This window comes from Prosthecobacter sp. (genome assembly GCF_046154365.1).
In the GTDB taxonomy this organism is placed as follows: Bacteria; Verrucomicrobiota; Verrucomicrobiia; order Verrucomicrobiales; family Verrucomicrobiaceae; genus Prosthecobacter.
Genome location: NZ_JBJXFV010000230.1, coordinates 1 through 22,875, shown reverse-complemented (window position 1 = coordinate 22,875; position 22,875 = coordinate 1). Strand labels below are relative to the sequence as shown.

Sequence of the window (22,875 nt, the reverse complement as noted above, 5' to 3'; positions counted from 1 at the left end):
GGTGGCGTTTCCGGCGGGCGGTCAGTGCGGCCAAAAACAGGCGGTGCGTTTGCTCGGCGACCCACTGGGCGAGGTCACCGAAAGCCTGGATGTTCCCGCCACGGCAAATGGCTTTGATTACTTTGGCGATGCGCCCTCGCCGGTGACACTCCGCGCCAGCCCCCATCCCAACGCGCTGGAAAATCCGCAGCCGGGTGAGCCGACTTTGGTGCAGCTTCCCGCCGCGCTCAATGGCATCATCAGCGGCCCGGAGGAGGTGGACCGTTTCCGCTTTGCCGCGAAAAAAGGCGAGCATCTTCAGTTCCGCGTCTTTGCCGCCACCATCGGCTCCACGATTGACGCGAACATCGTCCTCCGCTCCGTGGCTGCGGATGGCAAACCGGGAAAAGTGATTTTGGAATCCGAGGACGGCAAAGCCAAAGAGCATGACATTTTCAGCGTCGCTTTCCGCAGCGGTGCGGGCCTGAAGGAAATGCTGGACCCGTCGGTCATCTGGGATTGCACGGAGGATGGCGACTACGTCCTCGAGGTGCGTGACTCCAGCGGCGTGGGCGGCCCGCTCGGCGTTTACCGCGTGGAGGCCGGACCACCGCCTAACACATTGTTTTTGGTGACCCCCAGCCAGGTATTCGACTGGTGCGAGGATACCCGCAGCACCGGTTTCGCCGTGCCTCAGGGCAGCAGCCGCATGCTCACGCTTTTCATCATGCCTGGCCAGGGTGCCCGATTTCCCGGTGAGTTCGATTTCGTCGCCCACGGCCTGCCCAAGGGCGTGACCCTGGTGCCCACGCGTGCTCGTGGGGGAGAAGCCTACTGGCCCATTCAGTTTGTCGCCGCCGCCGACGCGCCACTGGCGGGTGCCGTCATCACGCTGGAGGCGCGGCCCGTTAATCCGGCCATCAAAGTCACCACCGTCTGCCAGCAATACCTGCCGTTCGTCAACTTCGCCGGCGGTGATGCCTGGCGCACGGTTCGCCTCGACCGCTTCATTCTTGCCGTCACCGAGCCACCGCCTTTCAGCATCGAGTTTCAGCCGCCGGCCATTCCATTGGTGCGCAGCGGCGGGCTGGCGATTCCGGTCAAAATCGTCCGCCGCCCTGGTTTCACCGGGGCCGTTCGCCTGCGCCCTGGCTGGCTCGCTTCGGGCGTCTTCTTCAGCTCGCCGCTCTTGATTCCGCCGGACAAGACGGAGGGAGAGCTGGAACTCACGGGCGGTCCGAATGCGCCGCTCGGCGCGTCCATCTTCGCCATCACTGGCAGCACGGTGCGGGAGGATTTCGACGACTACGTTGGCACCGGGCACATCCGCGTCACCTCGGAGCCAACCATGCTCACCGTCGCCGCGCCATTTGTGGAATTGACCAGCGAGTTGCTCAGCATCCGACGCGGGGAACGCAAAAAATACATTTGGAACGTGAAGCACCCCACGCCACTGCCCGGCACCGCGCAGGTGCGCCTGCTCGGCCTGCCAGCCGGTCTGCGCGTCATCGAACCCCTGCCCGTGCTGACGCAGGACACGACTGAAATAGCTTTTGAAATCGAAGCGACCGACGACGCCCTGCTTGGCCGTGTCGGCGAGCTGAGTTGCGCCATCGTCATCAGCTCCGGCGGGCAACAAACCGAGCAACGCACCGGCAAAGGTGCCTTGCGTATCGACCCGAGGCTTTAATCGAATGCACACCCGTTTAGTTTCCACCATTTTGCAACACACCCACCGGGCGCTCCTCTGCCTGAGCCTCTGCCTCGCCGCATCGGTTCGCGCGGAAGACAAAACCGCCAGGGAAGCCAGCTTTCGTCAGGACATCATGCCCGTGCTTTTCCGCGCGGGCTGCAATGCCGGTGCCTGCCACGGCGCAGCCAAGGGCAAGGATGGCTTCATGCTCTCGCTCTTCGGGTATGACCCTGCGGGCGACTACTTCCGCATCGTGGACGACATGGCAGGCCGCCGCATCAACACCGCCGTGCCAGAGCAAAGCCTGCTCCTGCTCAAATCCACCGGCGCGGTGCCGCACACCGGCGGCAAGCTCTTTGACAACAAGAGCGAATACTACGAAACCCTGCGCCGCTGGATTGCCGCTGGTGCGCCGGATGATGCCGTGGACGTGCCAGACACCGTCGGCCTCGAGTTGTCCAAGAAGCACATCGTCTTTGATGGCGGCACGGGCAAAGACTCCCTCCGCGTCACCGCGCTGCTGAGCGACGGCTCGAAGCGCGACGTCACCTCCCTCGCGCGCTACCACTCCAACAACAACTCGGTGGTGCAAATCGACGAACACGGCCACATCACCGCCGGGCGATCCGGCGACACCAACGTCTTCGCCCGCTACAGCCGCTTTGCGCTCGGGACCAGCGTCATCGTGCTGCCCAGCGCCGACGGCTTTGCGTGGCCCAATCCGCCGGCGGTCAACTACATCGACACCCATGTCTTCGAGCGCCTCAAAAACTTGCGCATCGCTCCATCGGACCTTTGCGATGACGAAACCTTCCTCCGCCGCGTCACCCTCGACCTTGCCGCACGCCCGCCGACCGTCGCCGAATATCGCGCCTTCATGGCCGACCCGCGCAGCGACAAGCGCACCGTGAAAATCGATGAACTCATCGCCAGTGACACCTTTGCCGACTACTGGACCTCCATCTGGGCCGAGCAACTTCGCGTGATGGGCGGCAACTACGCGCCCGACGCCACCCCTGTGAAAGCGGCGGATGCCTTCTACGAATGGATACGCCGCCAGTTGCGTGCCGACCGACCGCTCAATGAGTTTGTCCGCGAAATGGTGACCGCCTCCGGCAGCAACCTGAACAACGGCCCGGTCAACCTCTACACCATGCTGGTGCACAGCCCGCAGTTCACGCCCAAGGCCTTTGCCGCCGACTTCTCGCAGGTCTTCCTCGGCGTCCAGCTCCAGTGCGCCGAATGCCACAATCATCCCTTCGACCGCTGGAACATGGACGACTACTACGGCTTCGTCAGTTTCTTCACCGGCATTTCCCGCAAGAGCGGCGTCGAGAGCCGCGAGCAGCGCATCTTTTTCAACACCGCCGCCCCGCCCGCCATGCACCTGCGCGACGAGCGCCCCATGCCTGCCAAAGTCCTCGGCGCCATCGAGCCCGTCGCAGCCGGTGGTGACCCCCGCCGCGCCCTCGCCGCCTGGCTCACCGCCCCGGAGAATGAAATGTTCAGCCGCAACCTCGCCAACCGGATTTGGGCGCAGCTCATGGGGCGTGGCATCATCCATCCCGTGGACGACGTGCGCGTCACCAACCCACCCGCCAACGAGCCTTTGCTCCAGGCCCTCGCCCAACGCCTCGTCCAGTCCAACTTCAGCCTGCGCAGTCTCGCCCGCGACATCTGCACCTCACGCACCTACCAGCTCAGTTCCCAGTCGAACCCATCCAACGCCCGTGACAGGCAGCAGTTCTCCCACGCCGCGTTGCGCCGCCTGCGGGCCGACGTGCTCATCGACACCGTCGTCGCCGTCACCGGCATGCCCAGAAAACTCGGGAACTTCCCCGACGACACCCGGGCCATCGACTTTTATCCCCGTTTGGAGGTCAACACCGAAGGTCCGAAGTATGGCGACAACTTCTTCAAAACCTTTGGAGCCTCCAGCCGCGCCAGCGTCAGCTCCACCGAAATCAAATGCGCACCGACCCTATCCCAGACGCTGCACATGGCCGTCGGCGACACCATTGAGCCCCGCCTCTCCGCCGGTGGAACCTTGAAAGCCCTCGTCGGCACCAAAGCCACGCCCGACGAAGTCATCGAAGAGCTTTTCTTCCTCGCCCTCAGCCGCCGCCCCACCACCCAGGAAGCGCAGGAACTCCGCACCCTCATCGGCCCCGAAACCAAGAACCCCCAGGCCTTTGAAGACATCTTCTGGGCCTTGCTGAACTCCACCGAGTTCATCTTCAATCATTGAGCCGCAGCGCAGACAAAACATGAACAAGAAGAAACTCACGCTCATCAGTCTGCTCGCCGCGTTCTCAGCCATTTTTTTACCTGCCCATCTTTTTGCCTCCAGCAAACCCAACATCCTCATCATCCTCGCCGACGACCTCGGCTACGGTGATGTGCAGTGTTACAACCCCCAGCGCGGCAAAATCCCCACGCCGCACATCGACGCACTCGCCGCACAGGGCATGCGCTTCACCGACGGCCACTCCTCCTCCGGCGTGTGCTCGCCTTCGCGCTACACCTTGCTCACGGGGCGGTATCATTGGCGCAGCACGTTGCAGAAAGGCATCGTCAAGCTGTGGGAGCCAGCGCTCATCGCACCGGACCGCGTCACCATCGGCTCGCTGGCGCAGCAGCATGGCTACCGCACCGCCTGCATCGGCAAATGGCACCTCGGCTGGGATTGGGCCATTCCCGAGGAACGCGCGGCCTTGTTCAAACAGAAGCCGCAAGGCCAGGCCGTGGCCACCGACGAGCACCGCGCCGTGTGGCGGGAAGTTTTCTCCCAACCCATCGCCGGAGGGCCGACCACCCGTGGATTCGACAGCTACTTCGGCACCGATGTCCCCAACTGGCCGCCGTTCTGCTTCATCGAAAATTAGCGCACCCTCGGCATCCCCAGCGAGTTCCTGCCCACCCGCCTTATCGGCAACAAAATGACCGACAACCAAGGCCCCGCGCTCAAGGACTGGACGCTGGAACCCATCCTGCCCGCGCTCATCGACCGAGCCGCCGCCCACATCACCGACTCCGCCCAAAAGCCGGAGCCTTTCCTGCTCTACCTGCCGCTCACCTCGCCGCACGAGCCGCTCGCCGTGAACCCCGAATGGAAGGACAAAAGCGGCCTCAACCTCCACGGTGATTTTGTCATGGAGACCGATGCCGCCATCGGCCGAGTGCTCCACGCTTTGGAAAAAAGTGGCGCAGCGGCCAACACCCTCGTCATTTTCACCTCCGACAACGGCGTCGCCCCCTACGCCGGCAAGAAAGAGCTGGAAACCAAGGGCCACTACCCCAGCGGCCCCTTGCGCGGAGCCAAAGCTGACGCCTGGGAAGGTGGCCACCGCGTGCCCTTCATCGTCCGCTGGCCTGGCGTCGTGACCGCAGGCCGCGTGTCCGACCAACTCATCCACCATGCCGACCTCCTCGCCACCCTGTCCGATATCTTCGGCACCAAACTGCCCGACAACGCCGGAGAAGACAGCTTCAGCCTGCTGCCACTTTTCAAAGGCAACGACCATCCCATTCGCGAAACCGCCGTCAGTGCCTCCATCGAAGGCATCCCCGGCATCCGCCACGGCCCCTGGAAATACATCCCCGCACCCGGCTCCGGTGGCTGGGGCGCTGGCGGCGATCAATCGCAGGCCGAACAGCTCTACAATCTCACCGACGACATCGGCGAAACCAAAAACCTCGCCGCCGCCATGCCGGAGAAAGTCGCTGAGATGAAAGCCCTGCTCGAAAAGCTCATCACCGCTGGTCGCAGCACCCAAGGGCCACCGCAACGAAACGACATCGAAGTCGTGCGCCATCCTCTCTCACAAACCACAAGATGAAGACCCCAATCCCCTTTTTCTGTCTCTCATCTTTTTGTCTTTTGCTCCTCACGACTCTTCGCGCGGCGGCGGAGGTGGCGTGGCCGGTGCCGATTGTGTTTGAGCTGTCTGCGCCGGGCACGGTGACGGTGGTCATCGACAGGCCGGATGGAACGCGGGTGCGGAACTTGATCAATGCCGAGCGCTTTCCCGCCGGGAAGCAGGTGGTGACTTGGGACGGACTGGATGAAGGTGTCATCCGCCCGGAGGGGTTGCATTACATCTACGGCTTCACGCGGGCGCTGGTTCCGCCGGGGGAATATCGGGCGCGCATCCTCACTCACGCGGGACTGGAGTCGCGTTATGAGTTCACCGTTTATCCGAATACGGGCGATCCGCCGTGGGGTTCGACGAAAAGTTCCGGCGGCTGGCTGGCGGATCATTCCGCGCCGGAGGCCGTGCTTTTTCTCCCGGCGGCGACGACTCCGGATGGGAAGGATCAGATGCTGATTGCGAGCGAGATGGCCGAGGATGGCGATGGCCTGGTGCGCGTGGATTTGGATGGAAAGAAGCAGTCGGGTTATCGCTGGATCGGCGGCTTTTGGACCGCAGCGACGCATCTCGCTCGGGATCGCGGCACGCGTGCGCCGAAGGGCATCTACGCCTACACGGGATCGGCCTGGAGCAATGACACGAACAATACGCAGGGCGAGATCCGCATCATGGCGCTGACGACCGATCCGAAGGACGCTCCGCTCAAGAGCGTCAGCGGCGAGGTGGGCGATTATTTTCGCCAAATCCTGCGGGCGCCCGTCACGGCGAAGAACTTTCGCGGTGGCATGCCGCGTCCTGCGTTGAGCGGCCTCGCGGTGCATGACGGCATCGTGCTCGCGGTGGTGCGCGACATGGCCGAGATCCTCGTCGCGCGGGTGGCGGACAAACCTTCCCGCGCCAAGACCGACACGGCGGAAATCCTCGGACGCATCCCTGCTGGCGACATTCGTGATGTGGCCTTCGATGCCGCGGGTCGCGTGGTGGCGCTCACGGGCGATCAAGTGCTGCGTTTTGCGTTGAAGCTGGAGCCAGTGCCCGCGCTCGGCGCTCCAGAGGTGGTCGTGGCTTCGGGGCTCGAGTCGCCGGTGCGCATCAGCGTCGGCGACGATGGACGCATTTGCGTCAGCCAGGCGGGCAGTTCGCATCAGGTGAAGATTTTCTCTGCGGTGGGCAAACTCGTCGCCACGGTCGGTGAGCCGGGCGCTCCGTCCGTCGGTGCTTATCATCCGGGGCACATGAATGAGCCGACCGGCATCGCGCTCGATCTGCGTGGTCGGCTTTGGGTTGCGGAACGGCACCGCGAGCCGAAGCGCATCAGCGTCTGGGCACCGGATGGCAGCCTCGCGAAATCCTTCATCGGCCCTGCGAAATACGGCGGCGGTGGGTTCATCGATCCGCGCGATCGGTCCACGATGTATGTGGGGCAGATGAATGCGCTGCTGAAGTTCCGGCTCGATTGGGTAAAGGGCAGCAGCGAACTCGTCGCCATCCCGTATCGGATGCAGCTCGACAGTGCGCCGTTCTTTTTCGCGCATCCGATGCAGGCACCGCAGAACGTGTTCTATGCCGGTGACCGCCGATATCTGAGCAACTGCCACAGCGCCTCGCCCGAGCAGGGCGACAAGCTCATCACGCTCTACAGCGAGGACGCGCAGCAGACCTTGCAGCCGCTCGCCGTCGTCGGTGCGGCCAGCATCTGGCCGCTGATGCAGCGCGAGGCATTTCTGCCGCTCATCCCGAAGGAACTCATCACGAGACGAATCAACCCCGCGACCAAGAAGGAGGAAATCACCGCCATCCGCGCCGTCGTGGCATGGAGCGACATCAATGGCAACGCCGCGCCCGAGCCGGACGAGATGAACTTCCTGCCGCTCGATGAAAAGGACGTCGTGAGGTCCGTCGGCGTGGACGAAGACCTCGTGATGTGGGTCGGCACGAAAACGAAACTGCTGCGCATTCCACCCGCCAGTCGCAGCGCGACCGGCGCACCCATTTACAACCTCGCCGCCGCCACGACATCCACCACGCAAGAGAAAGGCTACGTCATCACCTCCGGTCTGCTGCATTCCCGCGATGGCGTGACGCTCTCAGCAGGCGGACCCATCACCGGGTATCGCGCGGACGGCTCGCGGCAGTGGCAATATCACAGCCAGTGGCCGAGCCTGCACGCCGGGCATCATTCGCCGCGCCGTCCGCAGTATCCCGGCCAGCTCCTCGCCACCACACGCCCGCTCGGCTGGCCGCAGGATCTGCCCGATGCCAGCCTCGGCCAGGTCTGGGGTCTGAACAGCAACTACGGCGTGATGTATTTCTTCACCACCGATGGGTTCTTCATCGGCACCGTGGGCGACCTGGCACCCGACGCACCGAAATGGCGCATGCCCAGGCTCGAACGCCACGCACCGATGACGCAGGTGAACTTTTCCGACGAACACTTCTGGCCCACCTTCACGCGCACCTCCGATGGCGGCTACTACATGGTCGCCGGAAAAAATCACGCCAGCATCGTCGGCGTCACCGGCTTCGAGACCATCCGGCGTTTGCCCGATCAGAAAATCACGCTCACACCGCAGCAGGTGGAGCTGGCAGCCCGGCAAGACCTCAAGCCCGGAGCACGGAACGACGCCACGACCAAGCCCGCCGCCCAAACGCTCACGGTCCCCATCCGCTCGCGGTCCCGCGACACACGCGCACTCATCACCGACTGGAAAGACGCCGCCTGGGTGACACTCGAAACGCGCAACATCGCCTTCGGCAGCTTCCAGCAAGGCGATCCGTTTCCGTGGACCGAAGCCGCCGTCGCCATCGCGGGCGATCGATTGCACATCGTCGTGAGAACCTTCGAGCGCGACCTCCTCATCAACAGCGGCGCGAACCCGCTCCTGCTTTTCAAGACCGGCGGCGCACTCGACCTCCAACTCGGCACCGACCCGCAAGCCCTCGCCAACCGCCGCGAGCCCGTGGAGGGCGACGTGCGACTCCTCGTCGCCCGCGATCCCAAAGGCCAGCCCATCGCCCGGCTCTACGCACCCGTCGCGCCGTCCGCCGTCAAAGCAGGCGAACGCGGCGAGTCCTTCAGCTCACCGTGGCGCACCATCAAGTTTGACCGCGTGTCCGATGTCACCCCGCACATCCAGCTCGCCCAGAGCAAGAGCCTCGAAACCTTGAAAGCCCCCCGCGGCACCGCCACGAAGTCCATGCCCCGCGAATTCTGGGAAGCCTCCATCCCGCTCGCCGCGCTCGGCTTGAAGCCCGCTGCCGGGCAGCCCATCCGCGCCGACCTCGGCGTGCTCATCGGCAGCGAAGGTGAAACCGTGCAACGCCTCTACTGGAACAACCCCGCCGGCGGCCTCGTCAGCGACGTCCCCGGCGAGGCAATGCTCACGCCATCGGCGTGGGGCGAGTGGATGTTTCGAAAGGAGTGATGCGCTTTTGAGATTCACATCGCCAAACTCGGATTCACGTCCACACACCCGACATGCCTCTTCGCTCCCTCCTCAAAGCTCTGCTCGCGCTACTCTCCGTCGGTAGCTTCTGCCTCGCCGCTGAACCGGCAGCGAGCAACAGCAGCACGCGCATCGTCTTCATCGGCGACAGCATCACCGGTCAGGGCGGAGGCTGGCGGGGAGCGGGCTACGTTTTCAAAATGCGCGAGGCCCTCAGCGCGGTCTATCCCGAGGGCACGCACGACCTCGTGCCGCTCGGCGGCAGCGGCATGGGCGTGGATGCCTGGCTCAGCGTGCTCAAGGATGAGGCCAAGCAAAAACAGGATCTCGATGTGAAGGGTGTGCAAATCGACACCGCGCTCTCCCAGCCCGCCGACAGGCTCGTCGTGATGCTCGGCATGAACGACGTGCTCGCGCCCTATGTGCGTGGCGACACCGATGACGGCCTCGCCAAGTGGGAAGCAAAATACCGCGAGCTGATCGGCCTCCTGCGCACGCAACTGCGGCCAAAGTTCATCGCGCTCGCCACCATTACCCCGCAGACCGAGGATCCCGAAACGCCGATGAACCGCGTGTTGGCGCGTATGAATCAACGCATCGAAGCGCTCGCCACCGAACTGAAAGCAAGCGTGCTGCCGACCAACGCCATGTATTGGAAAGTGCTCGCCCAAGCCCGCAAAACCCAGGCCGACTTTACCCTCGCACGCGATCGTATCCATCCGCAGCAAACCGGTCACATCGTCGTGGCCATGGCGATGCTGAAAGGACTCGGCGAGGAAAAAGCCGCCGCATGGTTGCGCGAGGAACGCCTGGCCGTGGCACTCGCCAACCTGCCAACCACTGCCGCACCTCCCGCGCCGCCTCCATGGCTCGTCACCAGCGGTCTCATCTTGCGCCCGTGGCAAGGCCAGCCCGTCGATGCCGACCTCGCTCCCAACCCCATCGACCTCGCTATCGAGCGCGGCGAAGATTTCACCCAAACCTCCGCCAAAGAAGGCGGCGCACCGCTGAAGTGGCGCACCTTTCAATCGAGCATCAACCTCACCGACGGAGCCAATCCCGGCAGCGTGGACTATGCCGGCATCACCTACGCCCTGGCGTTCGAGGCTGGCTACGGCGCCCGCTGGATTCACAGCGCCACCGCCCGCCGCCTCAAGCTCGACCTCAAATCCTCCGGCGTTGGCTCCATGATCCACCTCACCGTCTGGCTCAACGGCCAGCGCCAGTATGTCGGCCTCATCACCAAAGAACCGCAGCGCCACACCACTCGCGAAATCGAGCTGCGCCCCGGCTGGAACGTCCTCGTCTTTAAAACCTGCCACCGCACCTGGCAGTGGCAGCAAGCCCTCCACCTCACCGAGCTCGACGGCTCAGCGCCGCAAGGTCTCGACTACCGTGCATCGGCTCCGCCGAAGTGATGTGGTTCATGTCCTTCACTCCATGCCCTTATGACTCCACCGCTCCACTGCACCGCCTTCGCCGCCCTGCTGCTTTTCGCCATTGCTCCACTGGGAGCCGCTGAGCCGCCGAATGCTGTCACTGAGAAAACCCCGCGCACCGAAATCATCGCGCAGATAATGAAGGACTTCAGTCTCACGCCGGAGCAGGTGGAGCAGGAGCCTTGGCGGAAAATAATCGACCATGACAACTGGTATCATCGCAGTCGCGTGATGGCGTGGCCCGCAATGGATGCGTCGGCAACAAAGACCGTCACGGCGACCGGTGTGGATGACGACATCGCGATTCAGAAGGCCATCGACGCGCTGCCCGCGAGCGGTGGAAAGGTGGTGCTGCAGCCGGGCACGTTTGTTTTGGGCAATGCGCTCCGTCCGAAGAGCCGCACCGAGATCGAGATCCACGGCACGCTGAAGGTTGCCGATGCGGTGCGCAGCACGCTCACGGCGGATGTGGTATCGGGCGACACGAGTGTGACCGTGGCTGATGCCAGCCGCTTTCGAGTCGGGCAATGGGTGACGGTTTGTGATGACAGCGAGAAGAACGTTCACCGCCAGCCGCGTCACTACGGCGAGACGACGACCATCAAAGCCATCCGGGGCAACACGCTCGACCTCGGCACCAAACTCGGCGTGCGCTATGCCAAGAGCCGCAAGGAACTCACGGGCTACACCGTCGCGCGGAATGCGTTCGTCACCACGAGTCATTCGGCCATCGTCGTGGAGGGCGTGGAGCGTGTTTTCATTCACGGCGGAGCCGGACGCGGCGAGATCGATGGCAATCGCACGCATCAGTCCGCCACGGCGCCACTGGCCACCGATGATGACGTGGAGGACTTGCGTGCGAACTGCGGCATCAGCGTGGTGAGCAGCTCGTGGGTCAAGGTGGAGAACCTCCTGCTGCGCGACGCGAACCTGCACAACATCGCCATTTACAAAACCAAGCACTGCGAGGCGGCGGGCCTCGAAACCACGGGCTGCAACGACAAGAACATTTGCGCGATGCGGGTGGAGACGCTGCGGCTGTTTGGCAATCACTGCCACGACTCGGTGAAGGAAGACGGCATCTGCGTTCACGGCCCCGGTGGACCGCACATCCTCATTGCCAACAATCGCACGGTGAACAACCCGCGCTTCGGCATCCACATCGGCGTCGCCAGCCCGCACATGCTCGTCGCGCGAAACGTGATGCAGTCGAACCCGAAGGACCTGCTGCTGCTCGACGGTGATTTTCAACTCCGCATCAACGGCAAAGGCAAACAACCGCCGCAGCCCGCCGAGGCTGAACTGATCCAGCACAAGATGATCGTGATCGAAAACACTGCCGGAGGAGCACAGCGATGAAACACACCCTCCTCACCGCCCTACTGCTTGCGCCGCTGGCCGCGCTGCATGCCGAAGAAACGTCTCCGGTCCAAATCAGCGACCGTGCGGTCATTTTCAAGCACACGAGCACTGATCCAAAGGACTCGGCCAATACTTCGGGCTACAATCTGGCTCCCAGCATCACCGTGCTACCGGATGGGCGGGTGATGGCGGCGTGGTTTTCGTCGCCCTCGGAGGGCGCGGAGTCGCAGCGCATCACGCAGGCGTTTTCATCGGACCATGGTCGCACCTGGGACGAGGCGAGCGTCCTGCAGGATTTCGCGAGCAAAGCGGACTTTGATCCCTCGCTGTTCGTCGCAGGGAAAGAGACGTTCTTGTTCTTCTCCTGCTTCGATCCGCAAATCGACATCTACTTTCGCCGTAGCAGCGACTCCGCGAAGACGTGGGCTGAGCCGGTGAAGCTCAACCAGCCGAATCACACCACACGTGCGAATGGCATTGCGTTGTCCACTGGCGAGCTGCTCGTTCCGCTTCACACACGCGGCACGAAGGCCGGTGGCGTGATGAAATCGCGCGATGGTGGCAAGACGTGGACACGTTTCGGCGCGGTGGCCAATCCTGAGGGCCAGGGCGGCGAACCGAGCATTGCGGAATCGAAATCCGGCAAGGTCCACATGATGCTGCGCACAAAGGACGGCCTGCTCTGGCGATCCATCAGCGCCGACAAAGGCGAAACCTGGAGTGCGGCGGAAAAGACCGGCCTCACCGCCACATCGAGCGCCTCGCATCTGCTCTGCATGCGCGATGGCACGCTCGTCCTCACTTACAATCCCGGTCCCACGCCACTGCGCTTCCCCTTGATCCTACGCATCTCCAGCGACGAAGGCGTGACGTGGAGCGAGCCAACGGTGCTCGCCGATCGGCCGACGAAAGTCGGCGGCTGGTCCATCTGTTACCCAACGCTCACCGAACTCGCCGATGGCACGCTTGTCGCCATCTGGGCACAGATCAAAGGCTCACCCGGTGAGCTGTATGGAGACATTCACTCGGCACGTATCGTTTTGAAGCACTGAGACTCTCATGACCTCAATTTTTCGCCTTCTCCCCGTTCTCGCTCTCCTCCTTGCGCCGCTGGCCGCGTTTGGCGGCGGCGATGTCTCGATTGCTGAACTGCCGGACCGCATTCAGGTCAAGGTCGGTGATCAGGTCTTCACCGAATGGCGGCATAAGGAATGGTCGGGGCCGTTTTTGTATCCCGTCATCGGACCGAATGGAGAGAACGTCACGCGGCACTACCCGATGAAGGATGGCATGCCCGGCGAAGATCCGGATCATCCTTGGCATCGCTCGATTCGATTTTCGCACAGTGATGTGAATGGCTTCAACTTCTGGTGGTCGCCCGGCAAGGAGAAGGCAGGACACACGACGGAGGTGAGGCTGGAGAAGATCGAGAAGATGACTTCAGGGAAGACGGGGGAGGTCATCTTCTGGAATCAATGGCTCGGTGACGGCAAACTCGTCCTGCGCGAGAAGGTGCGACTCACCTTCATGCCGATGGAAAACCGGCAGTTGCTGATGGATTACGACACCGTTCTTCAAGCAGCCGATGCCTCCGTCGTATTCGGTGACAAACGCGATGGCGGTCTGCTGGTGCGGGTCGCGGGAACGATGAAGGTAGAGTCTGAGAAGGGAGAGAAAGGCAGCGGCGGCATTCTCAACAGCCGGGGTGACAAAGATGCGGCAGCCTGGGGCAAGCGAGCGGAATGGGCCGATTACTTTGGCCCGGATGCCAGTGGCAAGACCGTCGGCATTGCGATCTTCGATCATCCATCGAACCTGCGCTTTCCGACGCACTGGCATGCCAGGACCTATGGCCTGATGACCGCCAACCGCTTCGGCGCTGATCATTTCAAAGGCAACTACGGCGATCACAAGACGGTGATCTGCGCGCCGTCCAAAGGCGCGAACTGTGCGGCCTGCGCATCGCACTCGGGCGACTACACACTGGCTGCGGGCGCGAGCATCCATTTGCGGCACCGGTTCTATTTCCATCACGGTGATCCGCAGAGCGCACAGGTCGCGGCGCGATACAACGACTATGCGTCTGACACAGTCTCCATCGTGATACGCATGAAGGTGATGTTCCAGGATCGAAAATGGAAGGAACTCCGCGAGCAGTTCGGCGCCGAGGACTTCGCATCGTGGCCCGCTGACTCAGCCAAGCAGGCAGGCGAGGCGTTGCAGGTCCGTGGTCAGACTTACTCCTTCACCAAGGATGGCCCACACGCCGAAGCCGATCTCCTGGCCGCGCTCAAGCTCGCTCCACGCAATGAGGCCGCACTGTTGCTGCTGGGCGAAAACTACGTTAACAACCTCAATGGCGAGGCAAAGGCCATCGCGGCGTATCGACAAGTCATTGAGATCACAGGTGCAAACCACATGGGTTGGCAGCCGCTCACCGCCACCGTCAGCCTGGCGAAACTCTACACGGATCAAGTGAAGCTGGATGCCGCTCTCGAAGTGCTGAAACCCTACGGCGACCTCAGCCAGCTCCCGGCCACCTGGCGTATCAGGCTCCTGCGCAGCTACGGTCATCTTTACGCGGCTCAAGGCAAGGAGGCCGAGTCGCTCGCCAAGTTCCGCGAGGCTTTGGGTCTTGAAACACCACCTTAAACTTTCCCCAAACATGACGACCCGACTCATCACTGCTGTTCTCGCCACGCTCGCGATCTTTGTCGCTTCAGCATCCGGCTCTGATGTGGATACATCGCTCACCACGATGCGTGAGCTGGCCAAGGAGCGAAAATGGACTGAGTTGATCGCACAGTTCAAAGATGAAAACATCGCCGCGTGGAAGGACGTTCCGGCCAAAGCCACCGAGGCTCTCGGTTTGCGGGCGAAAGCGTATGGCGCGCTAAAGGATGGAACGAAGGCAGAGCAGGATCTGAAACTGGCCGTCGAGATATCTCCGAAAAGCGGCGAACTCTGGCATGAGCTGGGCGCGCTCTATGGCGGTCTTCTGGCAAACGAGGAACAGGCGTTGGCCGCCTATAACCGGGCCTTCGAGTGCGCGGGCAAGTCCATGGGCTGGCTGCCGATCAGCGCGACCCTCAATGCGGCATCGATTCTCCACCAGCAGGACAAGGCGCGGGAAGCGCAGAAAGTCATGGAGCGTTACGACAGCTCCGACCTTCTGGCCATGGCTCCGGTTTGGGGCGATAAAATGCGGGCAGTAAATGAGAAGATCGCGGACAAGCTCAGTTCCTCGCTCCTGGTGATCGCTGACAAAGGGCAGAGTACGCATCAAATCGTGCTGCCGGACACGTTTCCGACGCCTGCGATTCAGGCGGACCTGCAACAGGTGGCGCGATTGCTCCAGACGGCTTTCAAAGCCAACGGCGCGGAGTTACCGATCGTGACGGAAGCCGCCCGCGATGCCGCCAAGCCGGGCATTTACTTGGGCGCCACCGCTTTCGCTCGCAGTCACGGAGTGGCGTGCAAAGGTTGGAGCTATGTCCACAAGGCCATCGGACGCGATCTCATCATCGCGGGCTGCGATGAATCCGCACCAGGCCGGCGACCGGATAACCCGAAAGCCTCGGGCTTTGACCGAATCGGCACCGCAAAGGCCGTCACGGACTTTCTCCAAAACTATGTCGGCACACGCTTTTTGTTTCCCGAGCAAGGCGGCTTCGCTCCGCTGGCGAATGTCGCCAAAGTGGATCTGCTTAACACACCCACCATCGAGTATCTGCCCACGCCGAGGATTTCCGTGCCTCCGGATCTGGATGTGAAGAAGATACCCGTGCTCGATTACGACATCACCTGGCCTCCGGTAGTGAGCTTTTATCATCTGTCGCAAAATCGCTTTCCCACCATCGACTCCACCTTCGGCGGGCACACCTGGCATCGCGCGGTCTCCTCCACTGAAGCCGACTTCGCCAAGCATCCTGAGCGTTTCGCGCTGCTCGGCGGCAAGCGCCAGATCACCGGCGGCGAGGCGCAGATTCAGTTCTGCATTTCCAATCCCGAAGTGCAGGAACTGCTCTATCAAGACCTCGAGAAACACTTCAAGATGGGCTTCCAAAACGTGGATCTCGGACAGCCCGACGGCTTTCGCGGGTGTGAATGCGAGGCCTGCACCAAGCTTTTCGGCACCGGCTCGGACTGGAGCGAGAAGATTTGGATTCTCCATCGCAACCTCGCCGAACGAGCCTACAAGGCGTTCCCTGACCGCACCGTCACGCTCTCTGTGTATGCAATCACCGAGACCCTGCCCAAGACCTTCAACTCCTTCCCTCCCAACGTGCGGCTCGGGATGTGTGGCACTCGCGATCACGAACTGGCCGCATGGCGGAACTTTGGCGCACCCCAGGGATTCGCCACCTATCTCTACTACTGGTGCCCGAACATGATGCCGCGTTACTTCCCTTTTAGAACGCCCCTTTATGTGGAGAACGCGGCGAAACGACTGATGGCGGCCAATGTCCATTCCATCGCGCGCGACGGCAATGGCGGCATCGCCTTTGGGCTGGAAGGACCGACCTATTACACCATGGGCAGGATGTTCGACGGACCTGGCGCGCACACGGCCAAGAATCTCGTCATCGAGTATGTCAGCGCCGCTTTTGGCAAGTCGGCTCCTGCGATGATGAGCTTCTACGAACAGCTCTTCAACTCGCTGGAAATATACGCACGCTACATGGCCACGCGTGAGGACGGCTGGAGTTTTGTGGACATGTATGGTCGCGGTCACAAGCACCTCTCCAGCCCAGAGTCGATCATTGCCTTTCTGTATCCCGTTGAGCTGATTCAAGGAATGGAGAAGCAGCTGGCCCTCGCCGAGAAGACCGAGGTCAGTCCCAAGGTGCAGACCCGCCTCGCGCTTGTGCGCGCTGAGTTTGAATACCTCAAAGGCGTGGTCACTACCGTGCATCTCTACAACGCCTACCAGATATCCCCCGACGCGGCCTCGATGGACCGCCTGCTCAACGCCATCGATGCCAGAAGAACCACCATCGACCAACTCTTCGCCAAGGGCAAAGGACTCGCGGGTTGGCCCCTCACTCTCTTCCCGCCCACCGGACATAGCGCCGACACTTTGAAGCTCAAGCATGATGGCTACCAGGAGCCCTACAAAGACTCGTTCTTCAACTGGGACACCGCTGCCAAACGCAACGCGCCGCTGGCCAATGCGAAGCGAATGAATGCACAACTGGCGAAGGCAGCCGTGACGATGGACTCACCCCAATGGGACAAGGTCCAGCCGCAGACACTCGCCTCGACCACCTCAGCCACGCAAGTCCGCGCGATGTATGATGACAAGCAGCTCTATCTCCGCTTCGACAGCGACCTGCCACCCAATGCCACTGCCGAGTCCATCGAGAAGGAGCGTGTCGAAGCCTACCTGATGCCGGCTGCAGGCTCGAAGGTGGCCTTTAAGTTTTGCGCTGGACTAAGGCCAGAGTCGCGCACTCAGGCGGCACGGGGATTGATCGAGGACATGATGAATCTCGGCTACGGCAAGTTTGATCCCTTGTGGAAAACGGAGTGGACGCACAGCGCAGTGCACGATGCCAAAGCCAAACGCTTGACCGTGATGATGACCATCCCTCTGCGCTCCATCCCACCCGCCACCGTGAAGCCAGACCAGAATTGGTTTGTCAATTTCCAGCGCACGAGTTCCACCGGAGTTAGTGCATGGTCGATGATACCTGGCGGCGCTGGCATCGAGGATCCGCGGAGCAACGGTGAGCTGTCCTTCAACAGCGACGGATCTGCCTCCGCCAGCCATCCGCTGAAGATCATTCGCGAGAAGAGCTACCGGGATACATTTGAAACGCCCGCCGAATGGAAAGAACAGATCGCCAAGGGACCAACCATTGCCTTGACTGACTGGAGGTTCCGCGCCGACCCGACGGAGGCGGGAGCGAAGGACGAGTGGTTCAAGCCATCGAGCTATGCAGAGACCGATTGGCTGCCCATTCAGGTGCCGACCTTCTGGGAGGAGACCGAGGCAATCGGCAAGCTGCTGGGCGAGGGCTGGTATCGCGTGGCCTTCACGATGCCTGCTGCCTCCCAAGGCAAATCGCTTCGGCTCATGTTCGCCGGCGTGGATGAGCAGGCCTGGGTCTATCTGAATGGCAGGCAGATCGGCGAGCACTCCGAGAAGTCGGAGAAGAAGGCCTTCACTGCCTTGTATGATGAGCCGTTCATCGTCAAGGTCCCAGCCGATCAACTCAAAGCAGGTGAGAATGTGCTGCACGTGCGCGTGCATAACAAGGTCGGTGCCGGTGGCATCTGGCGTCCGGTGCATGCGTTGGAGATGGTTCCAACCAATTAACTTCACCCGCAGTTCATGCGTCAACACCTGAGGTCGTTCGCACAGCTGCCTTTCCCGAGTCATCCTGCCCATAAAACTGATCACCATGAACCAACGCCACTTCTTCCAAACCGCAGCCGCATCCTGGCTCCTTTTTCTCTCGCTCTTGCTCCCGCATTCGCTGCCTGGGCAGGCCGCGCCAGCTGTTACCGTGGAGGACTTGACGGTGTTGCCAGCGTTGGTCGATGGCGTGGCTCCGGCCGCGCAGTTGGAGACGCAGTTGAAGAAACTCGCCTTCGCCGCGCTCGACCGTCGCGATGCAGCCTATGAGCAAATCAAGACTCCGGCGGATGTGAGCGCTTGGCAGCAGCGGCAGCGGGCGAGCTTTCTCGCGGTGTTGGGCGGGTTACCAGAGCGCACGCCTTTGAACGCGCGGGTGACGGGGCAGCGCGACTTCGGCGCGTATCGGTTGGAGAAGATCCTGTTTGAGAGTCAGCCTGGCTTCATCGTCTCCGGCCTGCTTTATCTGCCGCCAGGGGCCGGGCCGCACCCGGCGGTGCTGATGCCCTGCGGGCACACGGACATCGCGAAGGCGGGAGCTGTCTATCAGAAGGCGTCCATCAGCCTCGTGCATGCGGGCTTGGCGGTCTTTTGCTACGACCCAATCGGCCAAGGCGAGCGGCGACAGCTCCGTCAGCCAGATGGCAAGCCGGAGTTCAGCAGTCCCACGAGTGAACATCAGTTGATGGGCATCTGCGGGACCCCCGTGGGGAACAGTCTCCCGCGAGCGATGATTTGGGACGGCATGCGCGCCCTCGACTACCTGGAGAGTCGGAAGGACATCCGCGGTGACCGCCTCGGCTGCACCGGCGTCTCTGGTGGCGGCACCATGACCAGTTACTTGATGGCGCTGGATGAGCGCATCGTCGCTGCCGCGCCCGCCTGTTATCTCACGGGTTTCCGGCGACTGCTGGAAACCATCGGCCCGCAGGACTTCGAGCAGAACCACTTCAGTCAGATTGGCGTCGGCCTGGATCAGGCTGATTACGTCCTGCTATGCGCCCCACGGCCGTTGCTCATCATGGCGGCGACACAGGATTTCTTCGACATCCAAGGCGCGTGGAATGTCTTCCGTCAGGGCAAGCGCGTCTATGGGCGGCTCGGGCTCCCAGAGCGCATCGAGTTGATCGAGGCGGACACCAAGCACGACCTCGCCATCGACATGCGCGAGGCCTCGGCGCGATGGTTCCGTCGGTGGCTGGCGGGCCGCGACGATGCGTGGCGCGAGCCCGCGTTCGACATTCAGCCCGAGAGCGAAATCCTCTGCACACCCGAGGGCGATGTGCTGCGCCAGCCTGGAGCACGTTCGTTTTTCGACCTCAATGCAGCGGCCGCCGCGCCTCTCGCTGCTGAACGTCAACGCTTTTGGCAGACCAACCCAACGCCTGTCGCGCTAGCCAAGGTGCGCGAACTTGCGCGCATTCGCCCGCTCGCGAAGTTGCCCGCCTTCACCGCGACCACTGGGGACACAGTCCAGCGTGGGGCGGTGCGCATTGAAAAGCTGACCCTGCGCAACGCCGAAGGCACGGTGCTCCCCGCGCTGCTGTTTCGCCCAGAGCACGCGAGGGACACGCTCCGGCTCTACCTGCACGGCGACGGCAAGGCCGCGGAAGCCGGACCTGGTGGCAGCCTCGAGTCCCTCGCCCGCGCTGGTGAAACTGTGCTCGCCGTGGACCTGCGCGGCCTCGGCGAACTGCAGCGGGGCAAACGAGCCACCGGCTATGCAGCGCTCCAGGAGCCGAACTGGAAGGCCGCCACGCTCGCCTCGTTGCTCGGCCATTCCCTCGTGGGCATGAGAACCGAGGACATCGTCTCCTGTACATGGCTCGCCTCGGAGAAGTGGAACAAAGGTCGCCCCGTCCACCTCACCGGCCTGGGTGAAGCCGGCGTCCCCGCGCTTCACGCCGCCGCGCTGGAGCCGCAACTTTTCGCCAGCACGCGCCTCGAACGCACCCTGCGCACGTGGACGGATGTCGCCACGACGCCGCGCACGCGGAACCAGCAAGTGAACACCGTCCACGGCGCGCTAAGCTTCTACGACCTACCAGATTTGCTCGCCACACTGCCCGCCGACAAGCGGGTGCTGCACGAGCCGGTGGATGCGGCAGGCGAGGAGAGTAAGTGACCCACGCTATCATCATGAAACGACGCCAATTCATCCGCGCCACCGCGCTCACGCCTTTTCTGGCCGCACAAATGAGGACCGTGCTGGCGGAGCAGGTAAACAAAACGTTCCTCGGCTCCATCGGCCTTCAACTCTACACCGTGCGGCATCAGTTGGGGAAGGATCGCAAGGGAACGCTGAAGGCGATCAAGGAGATGGGCTACGTTCAGGTCGAGCCGTATGAGTTTCCGAAATACAAAGCGCTCGTCGAGGATGCGAATGAACTGGGCCTGAAGGTGAACTCCACGCACATCCAGTGGAACTCGGTGCTCAATCCCGGTGCGGCTGACACGCCTTCCTTTGCTAAGGTTCTCGAAGAAGCCCAGGCGGCGGGGATCAAACATCTCATCATCCCCACGATCGATCCCAAAGACCGTCCCAATCTGGATGGCTACAAGCTGGCCGCTGCAAAGATGAACCGCGCCGCTGCGGCGGCAAAGGCCGCGGGAATTCAACTCGCCTATCACAATCACACCTTCGAGTTCGACCCGATGGAAGGCACCCGGGCGGGCTACGATGTGCTGATGGAGGAGTTCAGCGCCGACATGCTTTTCGAGATCGATGCGTTCTGGGTGCAGCTCGGCAAGCGGGATCCAGCGAAGCTGATTCGCTCGCTCAAAGGCCGCGTGACGCAGGTGCATCTCAAAGACCTCAGCGCCGGAGTAAAACTGCCCGAGAAGATCGAAGGCTGGTGGAGTCTGCCCGTCGAGGCATTCACGTCCTTGGGCGATGGCATCATTCCCGTGAATCCGATCATCGAGGCCGCGAAGGAAGCGGGTGTTCAGTATTGCCACGTTGAGCAGGATCTCTCGCACGATCCCATGGCAAGCATCCGGCGAAGCTTGGGCTACCTCCGCTCCTAAACATTGACTGAGCCAATGGCACCCCGTCTCAAAGTATTCGATCCGATTCCTCCAACTCGTGGCTCAGTTGACACAACTCTGCACTCCACCACTCCCTGTTCCATGACCACGCTACGACTCTTACCGCTGCTGGCATTTCTTGCCCTGTCGTCCATGCCGCATCGGGCCTGCGCCGCGGACGCGGATCTTGATGATCGGGCCGTTCCCTATTACACCGGCACGGTCTATCCCACGCCGCAGCAGGCGCAATACAGTGACGATTTTCTGCCGCTGGCCAGCGTGGGACTGCTGCTGGGAAAAGACGTGACACCGGAGGACCCACGTGCGGCGGTGCTCGTCGAACGCCTCCGGCGGAACGGTGTGCAGCCGCGGATCGTTGCTTCGGCGGAGGATCGCAGCGCGACTCTGATTCTCGTGGGGGAGACTGGTGCGCATGACGCGCTGCTCGGAAAGCAGGCCGTTCCGGACAAGGCGGAGGGCTACCTGCTCCACTGCGCGAAAAATGGGGCGCAGAACGTTGTCTTCCTGAAGGGGCATGACTGTCACGGCCTGCTGTGGGCCATCACTTCGTTCAACCAACTCATCACGGCGCAAAGCGGACAGCCGATGCTTCGCGCGGCGAGCATTCAGGACTTCCCCGAGTTCCCGGGAATCCGCGCCTTCACGCCCTTCAAGGATGATGACCAGGCCAATGTGGCGTGGTTTGGAGCCAATGTTCTTCGGGCTAACGCGGTCATCTACCGCCAGCTTCGCAAACCGGCGGACTGGCGGCTGCCGTTGCGCGATGAGGCGCAGTTCAGTGCGTGGAAGGCTCACATTCAGAAGATCGGTGCCCAACTGACACCGCTGAAGATTACTTGGTATGACTCCATCCTTCCCTTCAGCGGCCACGTTGGATTGGGGCAGGTAAGGTCGAAGTCTGAGGAGGATTTTCAACTCGTGGTCAAAGCGGGACTGGCGCTTGCCGAGGCCGGGGGCAGTCTCTGCCTGCTTTACGATGACTACCGGTTCTTTCTCAGTCCCGAGGATGTGCGGGACTTTGGCACCGCACGCGAGGCGGACGTGTATTTCCTGAACAAGGTCTATGCGGCCATTTCGGCGAAGTATCCGCACTTCCGCATGCTCTTCTGTCCGCCTTTCTACTTTGGCGCGGCCGGGCCGGATGACACGACGACTTACGGCGAGTCCAGAGACGCGTATCTCGCAGCGATTGGCAAGCTGCCCAAGGCGATCGACATCTACTGGAGCGGGCCGCGGGTAAAATCTACCCAGGTGACAGCGGACCAGCTCGGTTGGTTCGCGGGCCTGGCACAGCGCAAGCCCGCCTACTGGCAGAACGCCTGCGGCACCTACCACGGCAGCCCTTACTACGCGTATCCTGGCGAGCCGATGAAGGCGTGGCGCGACTGGTATGACGACGCCTTCTTTCGTGGCATCTCCCTCTACGCCTACAATGGCGAGGACCCGTATATCAACATGACGATCTCCGACGCCCTGTGGAACCGCCGCAGCTATGACCCGGCGGCATCAGGCGAGATGGCGGCGAAGAAGCTCGCTGGGACGGAGAACTACCCGAAGCTCGTCGAGGCCTTCAAAGCGCTCGAAGTCATGGATGACTATGGCTGGTTCGAGCCGAGCGCCCTCGCTGCTCGGAATGTCGATCTCGTCCGCCAGCAGACCGAGAAGCTGACCGCGC

13 protein-coding genes are annotated in these 22,875 nt (G+C 62.3%); all 13 read left to right on the top strand.

Annotated features, from left to right (window positions below; all coding sequences use genetic code 11):
• Nucleotides 1–1,669 (top strand): serine protease (locus ACKVY0_RS29200; protein WP_409218414.1); only part of this gene is annotated, 1,669 nt, incomplete at its 5' end.
• A 31-nt stretch (nucleotides 1,670–1,700) separates the two neighbouring features.
• Nucleotides 1,701–3,920 (top strand): DUF1549 and DUF1553 domain-containing protein, encoded by a 2,220-nt coding sequence (locus tag ACKVY0_RS29195; RefSeq protein ID WP_409218413.1) that lies wholly within the window; start codon nucleotides 1,701–1,703, stop codon nucleotides 3,918–3,920.
• 19 nt (nucleotides 3,921–3,939) lie between these two features.
• Nucleotides 3,940–4,557 carry a sulfatase-like hydrolase/transferase gene (locus ACKVY0_RS29190; protein WP_409218412.1) on the top strand — a complete coding sequence of 206 codons (618 nt, stop codon included), beginning with the start codon at nucleotides 3,940–3,942 and terminating at the stop codon, nucleotides 4,555–4,557.
• A 54-nt stretch (nucleotides 4,558–4,611) separates the two neighbouring features.
• Entirely contained in the window at nucleotides 4,612–5,511 is a 900-nt protein-coding gene (locus tag ACKVY0_RS29185; protein ID WP_409218411.1) for a sulfatase-like hydrolase/transferase, read from the top strand.
• A gap of 41 nt (nucleotides 5,512–5,552) precedes the next feature.
• Nucleotides 5,553–8,969 (top strand): hypothetical protein, encoded by a 3,417-nt coding sequence (locus ACKVY0_RS29180; RefSeq protein ID WP_409218410.1) that lies wholly within the window; start codon nucleotides 5,553–5,555, stop codon nucleotides 8,967–8,969.
• Nucleotides 8,970–9,022: 53 nt separating this feature from the next.
• Nucleotides 9,023–10,408: an SGNH/GDSL hydrolase family protein gene (locus tag ACKVY0_RS29175; RefSeq protein WP_409218409.1), complete on the top strand. Its 1,386-nt coding sequence runs from the start codon at nucleotides 9,023–9,025 to the stop codon at nucleotides 10,406–10,408.
• A gap of 30 nt (nucleotides 10,409–10,438) precedes the next feature.
• A complete protein-coding gene (locus ACKVY0_RS29170; RefSeq protein ID WP_409218408.1) occupies nucleotides 10,439–11,788 on the top strand; it encodes a right-handed parallel beta-helix repeat-containing protein in 1,350 nt (449 codons plus the stop codon).
• Entirely contained in the window at nucleotides 11,785–12,843 is a 1,059-nt protein-coding gene (locus ACKVY0_RS29165; protein ID WP_409218407.1) for a sialidase family protein, read from the top strand. The genes ACKVY0_RS29170 and ACKVY0_RS29165 overlap by 4 nt, the downstream gene beginning before the upstream one ends.
• A gap of 7 nt (nucleotides 12,844–12,850) precedes the next feature.
• Entirely contained in the window at nucleotides 12,851–14,443 is a 1,593-nt protein-coding gene (locus ACKVY0_RS29160) for a DUF6807 family protein (RefSeq protein WP_409218406.1), read from the top strand.
• Between the two features lie 13 nt (nucleotides 14,444–14,456).
• On the top strand, nucleotides 14,457–18,113 hold the full coding sequence (locus ACKVY0_RS29155; protein ID WP_409218405.1) for a DUF4838 domain-containing protein: 3,657 nt from the start codon (nucleotides 14,457–14,459) through the stop codon (nucleotides 18,111–18,113).
• An 85-nt stretch (nucleotides 18,114–18,198) separates the two neighbouring features.
• Nucleotides 18,199–20,277, top strand: a complete 2,079-nt coding sequence (locus tag ACKVY0_RS29150; protein WP_409218404.1) for an alpha/beta hydrolase family protein — start codon at nucleotides 18,199–18,201, stop codon at nucleotides 20,275–20,277.
• Nucleotides 20,278–20,291: 14 nt separating this feature from the next.
• Nucleotides 20,292–21,179, top strand: a complete 888-nt coding sequence (locus ACKVY0_RS29145; RefSeq protein ID WP_409218403.1) for a sugar phosphate isomerase/epimerase family protein — start codon at nucleotides 20,292–20,294, stop codon at nucleotides 21,177–21,179.
• 102 nt (nucleotides 21,180–21,281) lie between these two features.
• The coding region (locus tag ACKVY0_RS29140) for a beta-N-acetylglucosaminidase domain-containing protein (protein WP_409218402.1) at nucleotides 21,282–22,875 on the top strand (1,594 nt) is incomplete at its 3' end.